The sequence below is a fragment of the Clostridia bacterium genome, assembly GCA_017554615.1.
Lineage (GTDB): Bacteria > Bacillota > Clostridia > UMGS1840 > HGM11507 > SIG450.
Genome location: JAFZHY010000004.1, coordinates 1 through 12,506 on the forward strand (window position 1 = coordinate 1; position 12,506 = coordinate 12,506).

General features: G+C 33.9%; 9 protein-coding genes. All 9 read left to right on the forward strand.

Going from position 1 to position 12,506, the window contains the following annotated elements:
• Window positions 1–934: 934 nt before the first annotated feature.
• The 9 genes from IKZ35_00975 to IKZ35_01015 all read left to right on the forward strand — a co-directional run bounded on the left by IKZ35_00975 (window position 935) and on the right by IKZ35_01015 (window position 12,463).
• A complete protein-coding gene (locus tag IKZ35_00975; protein MBR4892539.1) occupies window positions 935–3,226 on the forward strand; it encodes an AMP-binding protein in 2,292 nt (763 codons plus the stop codon).
• A gap of 171 nt (window positions 3,227–3,397) precedes the next feature.
• Window positions 3,398–4,189 (forward strand): Nif3-like dinuclear metal center hexameric protein, encoded by a 792-nt coding sequence (locus IKZ35_00980; protein ID MBR4892540.1) that lies wholly within the window; start codon window positions 3,398–3,400, stop codon window positions 4,187–4,189.
• Between the two features lie 21 nt (window positions 4,190–4,210).
• Window positions 4,211–5,461, forward strand: a complete 1,251-nt coding sequence (locus IKZ35_00985) for a hypothetical protein (GenBank protein ID MBR4892541.1) — start codon at window positions 4,211–4,213, stop codon at window positions 5,459–5,461.
• A 21-nt stretch (window positions 5,462–5,482) separates the two neighbouring features.
• A complete protein-coding gene (locus IKZ35_00990; protein ID MBR4892542.1) occupies window positions 5,483–6,496 on the forward strand; it encodes a putative sulfate exporter family transporter in 1,014 nt (337 codons plus the stop codon).
• A 36-nt stretch (window positions 6,497–6,532) separates the two neighbouring features.
• Window positions 6,533–7,048: a hypothetical protein gene (locus tag IKZ35_00995; GenBank protein ID MBR4892543.1), complete on the forward strand. Its 516-nt coding sequence runs from the start codon at window positions 6,533–6,535 to the stop codon at window positions 7,046–7,048.
• 33 nt (window positions 7,049–7,081) lie between these two features.
• On the forward strand, window positions 7,082–7,957 hold the full coding sequence (gene metF, locus IKZ35_01000; GenBank protein MBR4892544.1) for a methylenetetrahydrofolate reductase [NAD(P)H]: 876 nt from the start codon (window positions 7,082–7,084) through the stop codon (window positions 7,955–7,957).
• A gap of 2 nt (window positions 7,958–7,959) precedes the next feature.
• On the forward strand, window positions 7,960–8,613 hold the full coding sequence (locus IKZ35_01005; protein MBR4892545.1) for a Vitamin B12 dependent methionine synthase activation subunit: 654 nt from the start codon (window positions 7,960–7,962) through the stop codon (window positions 8,611–8,613).
• Window positions 8,610–10,997 (forward strand): homocysteine S-methyltransferase family protein, encoded by a 2,388-nt coding sequence (locus IKZ35_01010; GenBank protein ID MBR4892546.1) that lies wholly within the window; start codon window positions 8,610–8,612, stop codon window positions 10,995–10,997. Before IKZ35_01005 ends, IKZ35_01010 begins: the two co-directional genes overlap by 4 nt.
• A gap of 107 nt (window positions 10,998–11,104) precedes the next feature.
• Window positions 11,105–12,463 carry a sodium-dependent transporter gene (locus tag IKZ35_01015; protein ID MBR4892547.1) on the forward strand — a complete coding sequence of 453 codons (1,359 nt, stop codon included), beginning with the start codon at window positions 11,105–11,107 and terminating at the stop codon, window positions 12,461–12,463.
• Window positions 12,464–12,506 lie beyond the last annotated feature (43 nt).

Sequence of the window (12,506 nt, forward strand, 5' to 3'; positions counted from 1 at the left end):
ACTTTTATATATTTACCTATTAATTTTTCTAAAAAACCATATTTTTAGCAGGTAAAATCAATAAAAAATTACGGTCGGAAAATCTTCCGTTTTTTTCGACACTTATAAATGACACTTATATAATAAGTGGTAAAAATTGCAAAAACCGTTTAGATTGTTGTCAAATCAGCATTTCTAACAGTTTTTATAAAAGAACAGACACCTTTTATAAAACATCAGTAACTATTTATAAAAGGGCAGAACTGAAAACATAAAACTACAGAACTAAAATTATAAAAGGTCGACGGTAAAATCATAAAAATCCGTCTTTGATTTTATAAAAAGGTGGTCAATAATTTATAAAAGTCTAAATATTTTTTATAAATCTTCTGCAATCTTTTATAAAAGAATGAGGATTTATTATAATCAGTTTTATAAAAAACAAAAGAGATTTTATAAAACTTTTGATAGTTTTTATAAAACCTCTAATATTATTTATAATGTGTGGAACTTTGCGACACAACCAATTATGCATATGAAAATGCCTTTACAATTCAATTTCTCTTTGAGATTTCAATAAAAAGTCCGTTCCACAGAAAATCGAGTTATAGGTACATAAAATATTTCTTGACATATTATAAAAAATGTGGTATTTTAATATAAAGGCTTTGACGAAGAGGGCATATTTTATGAATCTTTTAGAGAAATGACGTTTGGTGCAAGTCATAGAGGACAAAATGTGTTTGTAGCTTCTGAGCCGAAAGGAAGAAAGCGTATAGCAAGTAGAACCTTTCCGTGATTGCTGCGTTAATGCATAAAGGTTGTCAGACCTTGAGAGTGGCGGTTTTAATAATCGCAATTTGAGTGGTACCGCGGGTAATTTATTTACTCGTCTCAAAGTTTTATAACTTTTGAGGCGAGATTTTTTTTGCCTCGTATAAAGGAGAAATTTTATATGAAAAATATGATAATCAGTGAAAAAATCAAGGATATGGCTCGAAGAATAAAAGAGCTTCGTGAAATTGAAAATTACACACCTGAAGAAATGGCAGAAAAAACAGGTATCTCAGTTGACGAATATCTTATGTGCGAAAATGGGGAATCAGACCTTAACTTTGCTTTTATCTACCGTTGTGCAGATGCTTTTCAGGTTAATGTAACAGATATTATAGAAGGTGTCAGCCCAAGGGTTAAATCATATACTGTTACACGTTCTGGCCACGGTCAGCAGATTGCAAAGGCACATGATATGGTATATCATAACCTTGCATATGCTTTTAAAAACCGTATTGCAGAGCCTTTATATGTTGTAAGTTCCTATGACGAAAATAATATCAATAAAGATATTGAACTTACCACTCATAAAGGTCAGGAATGTGATATAGTTATTGAAGGAAATCTTATGGTTCAGATTGGCGAACATAAGGAAATCTTAGGCCCTGGCGACAGTATTTATTATAACAGTGATACTCCTCACGGTATGATAGCAGTTAACGGAAAAGACTGTAAATTTTATGCTATCGTTCTTAAGTCAGACGGAGTAAAAGGGGAAGATACAAATTCTGATATAGGAAGTATGGAGCAGATTATAGGAACTGTTCACAGAGATACTAAAGACAGAATTTATCATAAATTTATTGATATAGTAGAAGACGAACAGGGAACACCTACATCAATAACATTTAAAAACGAAGATAAGTTTAACTTTGCGTTTGACTTAGTTGACGAATTATCAAGACGCGAGCCTGAAAAACTTGCTATGCTTCATATCTCAAAAGACGGAACTGAAAGAAGATTTACCTTTACTGATATGAGAAAACTCTCCAGCCAGTGTGCAAACTATTTTGCATCTTTGGGAATTAAAAAAGGCGACAGAGTAATGCTTATTCTAAAGCGTCACTATCAGTTCTGGATAGCAATGCTTGGTCTTAATAAATTGGGAGCAATTGCAATTCCTGCAGTTGACCAACTTCACGAGCATGACCTTACATACAGATTTGATGCTGCAGGTGTAACATCCATTGTTTGTACTAAAGACGGAGAAATTTCAGATTTTGTAGACGAAGCGATTAAAAAATGTCCTCAGGTTGTTAATAAAATGATGGTTGGGGGAGAAAAAGAAGGCTGGAGAAACTTTGACGAAGAGTATAAGAGATTCAGCACCCACTTTACAAGAAATGAAGATTCTCCTTGCGGTAATGACCCGATGCTTATGTATTTCACATCGGGAACTTCAGGTTACCCTAAAATTGCAACCCATAATTATAAATATCCTTTAGGCCATTTTCACACTGCAAAATACTGGCATAATGTTGACCCTGACGGTCTTCACTTTACCATTTCTGACACAGGCTGGGCAAAGGCTATGTGGGGAAAACTATATGGCCAATGGCTGTGCGAAGCGGCAACATTTGTATACGATTTTGACAGATTTGACGCTGCCGAAATATTACCTATGTTTGCAAAACATCATATTACAACATTCTGTGCACCTCCTACAATGCTTCGTATGATGATTAAACAGGATATATCAAAATATGATTTCTCTTCAGTTACTCATATGACTACTGCAGGGGAAGCGCTAAACCCTGAAGTTTACCGTCAATTTAAAAAGGCAACAGGTCTTCAGATTAAGGAAGGCTTCGGGCAGACTGAAAGCACAATGATTATAGGTAACCTTATCGGTAAACCTCATAAAATCGGTGCTATGGGTAAACCTGCTCCTATTTATAAAGTTGAACTTCACGATGCTGATGGAAATCAGGTAGGTACAAACGAGTCGGGCGAAATTGTTATAAATATTAAAGACGGTGCTCCTTGCGGTCTGTTTACAGGATACTATGGGGACGAAGAAAAAACAAAAGAAGTTTGGCATGACGGTTATTATCATACAGGCGACGTTGCATGGCGTGATGAAGACGGATACTACTGGTATGTTGGAAGAGTTGACGATGTTATCAAATCTTCAGGATACCGTATCGGCCCGTTTGAAATAGAAAGCGTTATTATGGAACTTCCGTATGTTTTAGAATGTGGTGTTTCTGCTGTTCCTGATGAAATAAGGGGTCAGATAGTTAAGGCAAGTATTGTTTTAGTTAACGGTACAGAGCCGACTGAAGAACTTAAAAAAGAAATTCAGACATATGTTAAGGAAAAAACTGCTCCTTATAAATACCCAAGAATTGTGGAGTTTAAGGAAAGTCTTCCAAAAACAGTAAGCGGAAAAATTCAGAGAAATAAACTATAAAATATGCTTTTTAAAAACTGCAGTAACTATTATGGTTATTGCAGTTTTTTAGTATTTTACTAACTTCTAATTAGGTTGACAAAAGAGAAGATTTTAATATATAATATATACTATAAATGACAAAAAATGAAGAGATTTTAAACATAGAAAAAAGATTTGGAGGAGATATATATGAAGGTAAGTAAAATAATGGAAGATTTATTCTCATTGGCAGAAAAAAGAGAATATTCTACCGAGGGAGATATACTAAAGGCAGGGGATAAAGACAGAGAAGTTTCAAAAGTGGCAGTTACAATGTTTCCTACCGTAAAGGTTATAAAAGAAGCAGCCGAGTGGGGAGCAGAGCTTCTTATAACCCATGAGCCTTTATATTTTATAGGCAGAGGCCAGATTAACGAAGAAGATAAAGTTTCTTTACTTAAAAGAAAAATAGTAGAAGAATCAGGGCTTACAATCTACCGTTTTCACGACCATCCTCATTATACTACTCCTGATATTATAGCTTTAGGTGAGTTTAAAGCACTTGGCTTAGAGGGAGAACTTGAAACAACAGATGTGTTTGACCTTGTAAGGCTTCATCTTAAAGAGCCTGTTACAGCGTTAGAACTTGCAAAAATTATAGAAGAAAAATTAAATGTTAAGCATGTCAGAATTTGTGGGCAAAGAGATATTAAATCAAAGGTTTTATCAGGTGTGTTCGGTGCAGGGGGCGCAGTAGCATTTGATGAACTTAAAAGAGACGAAAGCGAAATAGTGCTCGTTGGCGAAACTTGTGAATGGTGCTACGCAGAATATGCAAGAGAAGCGGCACTTTTAGGTCTTAATAAAACACTTATGATTTTAGGACATGTTGGCTCGGAAAGAGATGGTATGGTATATACTGCAGAAATTCTTAAAAATATGCATCCTGAACTTGAAGTTAAATATTTTGAATGTGATGAAGTTTATACATATACTGACTAATGATATTCAGGGGGAAATAAAGTGGGGGCTTTTTTTAGAAAAATCAAAAGATTTTTCAAACAAAACAGGTACTACATAGCAATAATTCTTGTTTTTTTACTTATTGCACTTATTATTGCAGGAATTATTTTAGGCATAAATCAGGGGAAAGAGGAAAAACAGGCTAACAAAGAAAAAATAGCAGTAAACGAATTTTTACAAAATGTTAAAAATTTAAGCGACGGATATTTTTATCAGGAAGCAATAGATTTAATTGATAATTCCAAATATGTAGGGAAAGAAGAAGTTATAGCCTTTAGGGATGAACTTTTGTTAAAAAAGGATAATCAAAAAGAATATAACGGTCAGGTTTACCATGTGTTTTTCCATAGTCTTATCGTTTATCCTTCCCTTGCATTTGATGGGGACTTTATGCACGAAGGCTATGATATGTGGATGACTACCGTATCTGAATTTAAAGCAATGCTTCCCCAACTTTATGAAAGAGGTTTTGTTCTTTATAATTTATCGGATATAAAGGAAGGCGAAAAGATATTTCTTCCTGAGGGTAAGAAACCTCTTATAATCTCTATTGACGATGTTAATTACTATGAATATATGGAAAACGACGGTTTTTCTGACAGGCTGGTTGTAGATAACGATGGCAAGATTGCAACAGAGGTTAAAACGCCGACAGGCGAAAAGGTTATTACATATGACGGAGATGTTATGCCGATACTTGATGCCTTTGTTAAAGAGCATCCCGATTTTTCATATAGAGGTGCAAAGGGTGTTGTGGCAGTAACAGGATATGAGGGTGTTTTTGGATATAACTATGAAAACGAATCTCTTAGCGAAGAAGAAAGAAACGCTCTTATGCTTAAAGCAAAAGAAGTTGCACAGGCACTAAAAAATAATGGATGGCTTATTGCCTGTCACAGTTATACACATAACAGTTATTTTTCTGATGGTAATGTAAGTAATGAAGACTTAAATTATGATACTAACCGTTTCAGAGAGAGAACTTCTGAGTGGGTGTTAAACCCTGATATTTACATAAGTCCGTTCGGATATCATCTTTTAGAGGGGGACGAAAGGCTTAAATATCTAAAAGATATGGGATATAATTATTTCTGTCCTGTAAGCCCTGCAATGAGAACTTTGTTTTTAGAAGAGGGCGTTGTAGTTTCAGAAAGATTTAATTTAGACAGATATAATATGAGAACAAAAAAGGAATATATTAACGAAACCTTTTTTGATGTAGACAGTGTGTATTATAAGCAGTCTTTATAAATAAAAAAGGGAGAACAAAAAATGAAAAAAACTGGTATGTTTATATTGGGTGTTGCTATCTGTATGGTTGTAGCAATATTATCTATTATTCTTGAAAGGGTAATCCCCGGAGAACTTTTAGGTTCTTCGATTATTGCTCTGTTTATGGGAACAATAATCAATAGTTTTTTCCATCCGAACTGGATAAAACCGGCACTTAAATTTACATCCAAAAGGATACTTAAGGCAGCCATTGTTTTACTTGGTGCATCTTTATCTATTGGTACCATTATGACTGTTGGTAAAATGACCTTTTTTGTAATGATTTTCACATTTGCTATGTGTTTTGGCGGTGGGTTCTTTGTTCGAAAACTTTTTGGGCTTAACTGGAAACTAAGCAATTTAATTTCAGCAGGAACAGGAATTTGCGGTGGCTCGGCTGTAGCGGCTATTGCACCTGTTATAGATGCCGATGATAAAGATATAGCATTTGCTTTATCTTCCACATTTTTATTTGATATGGTAATGGTTGCATTATATCCTGTTATGGGGAAATTTTTAGGTATGACTGACATTGCCTATGGTATCTGGGCAGGAACATCTGTAAATGACACAGCAAGTGTGGTTGCTTCAGGATATGCTTTTTCAGAGGCAGCAGGGGACTTTGCAACAATGGTTAAACTTACCCGTACTATTGCAATCATTCCTACGGTATTGGTGTTTGCATATATTGGCACACGCATTAAACAAAAAGAATTGCAAACAGTGGGCGAAGGCAAAAAAGTAAGTATTATGAAAATTATTCCTTGGTTTATTGGTGGTTTTTTACTATTGGCAATAGCAAACAGTGTTGGACTTATTCCGTTAGGTGTATCTAATATTATGAAAACTCTAAGTAAATTCCTTATGGTATCAGCATTGGCTGCTATCGGTCTTGGCACCAGCCTTGCTGACTTTAAGAAAGCAGGACTTTCGCCAATGTTTTACGGAATAACTATTGATACACTGGTAACATTGACAGCGCTTATAGTTATTTGGTGTATGGGTCTTATGTAATAATAAACAGGATGAGTTTATAGAGGTAAAAATAAAATGAAAAGAATACTTATATTAATTACATTACTGTCTATATTCTTCCTTTGCTCATGTGAAACAAAAAATTTTCAACAAGAGTCAGACATAAATACAAGCGAAGAGAAAGAATTAATAAGTGAGAAACTTTTACATACCATTGAGAGTGAATATAAAAAAGAATCAGAATATGAAAGATATTTAACAACTGCAGGAATGATAGAACTTGCTAATAAGTATAAAAATAAGTGGGATGCAGTATCTGATGAATACTATGAAAAAATTATATCAGTTACAAAAGAAAATTTTAAAGATAAAAAGGATGTTATTTTAGAAAAACTTAATAACTTAAAAGCATCATATGAAGAATATGAAAAAAGTAATTTAGATTTAAAAAAAGAAATCTACAGTTTAAAATATTCGGGTGGAAGTATTATCGGCCCTCTTTGTGCAAATGAATTATATGAATTAAGAAAGAACTATGCATTAGAAATTGTAGATATCTATGAAAAATTAACATTTGATATGGAGTATTAGTGATGAAATAAATTGTAAGGGAGATAGGCAATTATGAAACTGACAGAAATTTTAAACAATGATAAATTTTCCTTGTCTTTTGAGGTGTTTCCGCCAAAAACGGACTCGAATTTTGATACAGTGAAATTTGCAACCGAAGAAATAGCAAAATTAAAACCGTCTTTTATGAGTGTTACATACGGAGCAGGTGGGGGAACAAGTAAATATACTTTAGAGATTGCAAAGAATATTAAAGAAACTTACAATGTGCCGACTCTTGCACATTTAACCTGCGTATCTTCCACTAAAGAAACTGTTAAGGCGCGTATAAACGATATGAAAGATGCAGGGGTTAAAAATATTATGGCTCTAAGAGGCGATTTAACTCCTGAGTTAATGGATAAAGACAGAAAAGACTGGGCATATAAGAATGCTATTGACCTTGTGCGTGATATTAAAAACATCAGTGATGATTTTTGTATAGGCGGAGCGTGTTATCCTGAAATTCATCCTGAAAGTAAATCAAGCAGTGAAGATATCAAATATTTAAAAGAAAAAGTAGATGCAGGTTGCTCATTTTTAACTACCCAGATGTTTTTTGACAATAATCTTTTTTACAGTTTTATGTATAAAATAAGAGAAGCAGGGATAACCGTGCCTGTTATACCTGGCATTATGCCGATAACAAATAAAAAACAGGTGGAAAGGGCAATAAATTTATCAGGCTCTTTTATGCCTCAAAGATTTAAAAGCCTTGTGGATAAATTCGGGCATTCTCCTGAAACAATGCTTCAGGCAGGTATTATATATGCAACTGACCAGATTATAGATTTATTTGCCAACGGAATTAAAAATGTTCATGTGTATTCTATGAATAATCCTTTTGTGGCAGAACATATACAAAGTAATTTATCTGATATATTGAGGTAAAAATGGGAGAACATATTTTAATCAAAAATTATGACGAACCCCCTGTAAACAAAGATGAAATTTTAAGATATATGGGTATGGGGGAAAAAACCCAAGAAATTGATAATTTAATAAACGAATCTTTAGATGAAATAAAAGGTAAACTTAACTATAAAGTATGCTATATAAAACTACCTGTTAAGGTAGATGACAAAGTAGATTTCGGATATTTTACATGTGAGTCAAAAGATTTGTCAAAAAACTTAGAAAGTGTAAAAGAGGCTGTAATTTTTGGTGCAACTATTGGTATTGAGATTGACAGACTTATTGTTAAATACACTAAACTGTCCCCTGTAAAAGCGCTTATCTTTCAGGCGATAGGAGCAGAAAGAATAGAAGCCTTATGTGATAAGTTTTGTAGAGAGATTAAAAAAAACCATTTTATAAAGCCGAGATTCAGTCCTGGTTACGGAGATTTTAGTTTAAATTATCAAAAGGAAATATTTAAACTTTTATCCCCTTATAAACACATAGGCTTAACTCTTAACGAAAGCCTTGTTATGACACCTTCAAAATCGGTTACAGCGATTATAGGAATATCGGATAACTTTTGTAAAGAGAAAGCACCGTGTGAAAAATGCGATAAAATTGAATGTGAATTCAGGAGAAAACAATGAAATTAAAAGAATATTTAAAAAATAACACAATATATTTAGACGGAGGTATGGGAACTCTTCTTCAGAAAGAGGGGCTTATGCCGGGGGAACACCCTGAATACTGGAACATATCTTGCCCTAAGATAATCACAAAAATTCATAAAGATTATTTTGATGCCGGAAGCAATATAGTAAACACCAATACTTTCGGTGCAAATTCTCTTAAGTTTTCTATGGATGAACTTGATAATATAATAAAAAATGCAGTCTTAAATGCTAAAAATGCCCGAAGTGAAAGTATAAATAACTATCCTAAATGGGTTGCTTTAGATGTAGGGCCTTTGGGAAGAATGTTAGCCCCATACGGTGATTTGGACTTTTGCGATGCAGTTGATATTTTTAAAAATACTATATCATTAGGCGTTAAATACGGAGTAGACTTAATTTTTATTGAAACTATGAATGATTTATATGAAACAAAGGCAGCACTTCTTGCAGCAAAAGAAACCTGCGACCTTCCTGTGTTTGTTTCAAACGCATACAGTGAAGACGGACGCCTTATGACAGGTGCAGACCCTCTAAGCGTTATTTCACTTTTAGAGGGAATGGGTGCTGACGCTATCGGGATGAATTGTTCGTTTGGTCCAAAAGAACTTGGAAAGGTAGCAGAGGAGTATTTAAAATATGCATCAGTTCCTGTAATTTTAAAGCCTAATGCAGGTCTTCCGAAATCTGTAAACGGCAAAACTGTGTTTAATGTATCGCCTGATGAATTTGCCAATGATGTACTTGCCCTTTTAAATAAAGGGGTAAGATGTGTCGGAGGGTGCTGTGGAACAACACCTGAGTATATAAAAACCCTTTATGACTTTTCAAAGGATGTTAAATTAGAAGAAATAAAAGATAAGAATTTAACAGTTGTTTCATCATATTCAAAGAGTGTTGTATTTTCCAAAATTCCTGTTCTTATAGGGGAGAGAATCAATCCGACAGGCAAGAAAAGATTTAAAGAAGCATTAAAGGAAAATGACATAAATTATATTTTAAAAGAGGGACTTAGCCAACAGGAAAAGGGCGTTCATATCCTTGATGTTAATGTTGGGCTACCTGATATAGACGAAGAAAAAATGCTTACAGACTCTGTAAAAGAACTTCAGGCAGTAACCAATCTTCCTCTTCAGATTGACACTTCAAACCCGTCTGCTATGGAGAAAGCATTAAGAATATATAACGGAAAAGCAATGATAAACTCTGTAAACGGTAAGGAAGAAAGTATGGCATCAGTTTTCCCACTCGCTAAAAAATACGGTGGAGTGATAGTTGCCTTAACTTTAGATGAAAACGGAATTCCCGAAAAAGCAGAAGAAAGAGTTGATATTGCAAGAAGAATTTTAGAAAGAGCAAAAGAATACGGAATAAATAAAAAAGATATTATATTTGACCCTCTTGCTCTTACTATAAGTTCATCTGAAAGTGCAGCGAAAGAAACTCTTAAGGCAGTTAAAATAATAAAAGAAGAACTTGGATGTCATACATCTTTAGGTGTATCCAATGTTTCTTTCGGTCTTCCCGAAAGAGAGATTATAAACAGCAGTTTCTTTACAATGGCATTATTTAACGGACTTTCTGCAGCAATTATGAACCCTTATTCTTTTGAAATGTTAAAGTCATATTATTCGTATTTAGCACTAACCGGAATGGACAGTAATTGTGTTAATTACATAGATTTTGCGTCTTCTTTTGTAAAGGAAGAATATAAAGAAAATAAAAGAGAAGAAAAGGAAAAAAATAATTATTCTCCTCTTATGAATTCTATTATAAAAGGGCTTAAAGAACTATCAGGAGAACATACAAAAGAACTTCTTACTAAGAAAGATGCGTTAAAAATTGTTAATGAAGAAATTATCCCTGCACTTGATATTGTAGGTGTAGGATATGAGAATAAAACATTATATCTTCCTCAACTGCTTATGAGCGCAGAGGCTGCAAAGTCTGCCTTTGAAGTAATAAAAGAGGCTTCGTCAAAAACTTCCAAAGGGGATAAATGCACCTTTGTTATAGCAACTGTTAAAGGGGACATTCACGATATAGGCAAAAACATTGTTAAACTACTTCTTGAAAACTATGGGTTTAATACCATAGATTTAGGAAAGGATGTACCACCCGAAGAAATTTTAGAGGCAGTTACTAAAAACAACTCTCCTTTATGTGGACTGAGCGCTCTTATGACGACAACAGTACCTGCAATGGAAGAAACAATAAAACTATTAAGAGAAAAAGCCCCATGGTGCAAAGTTGTTGTAGGGGGAGCAGTGCTTAATGAAGAATATGCAAAAAAGATTGATGCAGATAAATATGCAAAAGACGCAATGGAAACAGTAAGGTATGCTTTAAATATCAGATAAAAAGAGTGCAGTAAGATTACTGCACTCTTTTTATATATTTTTCTTGCTCTTTTTGTAACTTTATAGTATAATAGTGCATTATATGTGATTTTTTGGAGGAAACTTTTATGGGAAATGAAAACAGAGGTTCATTTACGGGCAAACTTGGCTTTGTTCTTGCTGCGGCAGGTTCGGCAGTTGGCTTAGGTAATATATGGAGATTTCCGTACCTTGCTGCAAAATACGGTGGAGGTATATTCTTATTTGTTTATATATGCTTAGTGCTTAGTTTTGGCTTTGCTCTTATGGCAGGGGAAATTGCACTGGGAAGAAAAACAGGGCTTAGCGCTATTGGTGCATTTAAGATTTTAAATAAGAAATATGCATTTATAGGCTATCTTGCTGCTTTAGTTCCGGCTATAATTCTTCCTTATTACTCTGTAATAGGCGGATGGGTTTTAAAATACTTATCAGTTTTTGTAACAGGGCATGGATCTAGTGCATCTTATGATACATACTTCGGTCAGTTTATTTCAAGTGCTACTGAGCCTGTTATATGGTTTGTATTATTTGTAACTGTTACAGCAGTTATTGTTATGTTCGGCGTTGAAAAAGGTATAGAAAAAGTAAGCAAAATAATGATGCCGGTGCTTGTTGGGTTGTCTGTAGTTATTGCAGGATATTCGGTGTCTTTACCGGGGGCTTTTGACGGAGTGCTTTATTACATACTTCCTGATTTTTCAAAGTTTTCTGTTGAGACAGTTCTTGGAGCAATGGGGCAAATGTTTTATTCAATGTCTCTTGCAATGGGGATAATGATAACATACGGTTCTTATATGAAAAAAGATGTATCATTAGAAGGGGCAGTTAAACAAATAGAACTTTTTGACACGGGTATAGCATTTTTAGCAGGTCTTATGATTATTCCTGCAACTTATGCATTCTCAGGCGGAGACCCTGCGGCATTAGGTAAAGGGCCAAGCCTTATGTTTGTTGCTCTTCCTAAAATCTTTGATACAATGTGGGGTGGGCATATAATAGGAATAGTATTCTTTGTGCTTGTTCTTTTAGCTGCTCTTACTTCATCTATTTCACTTATGGAAACAGTTGTATCAATTATCTGTGATAAACTGAAAATAAAAAGAATTGTATCTTGTATAATAGTTTATGTATTTTCTTTAATATTAGGTTTATTATCATGCTATGGATACAGTATTTTTGATGAAGTTAAAATAATTGGAATGCAGTTCTTAGATTTCTTTGACTTTATATCCAACAGTGTTATAATGCCGATAGTTGCATTCTTAACCTGTATTTTCATAGGCTACATTATTAAGCCAAAAGCACTTATCGATGAAATAGAACTTACAGGAACTTTTAAAAGAAAGAAATTATTTGAAGTAGTTATAAAATATGTTGCTCCTGTGTTTATTGTTTTAATTCTTCTTTCATCAGTGCTTGAAGCATTCGGAATATTTAAAATATAATCAAAAAAAGGGTAAACGAAAACTTTCGTTTACCCTTTAAATT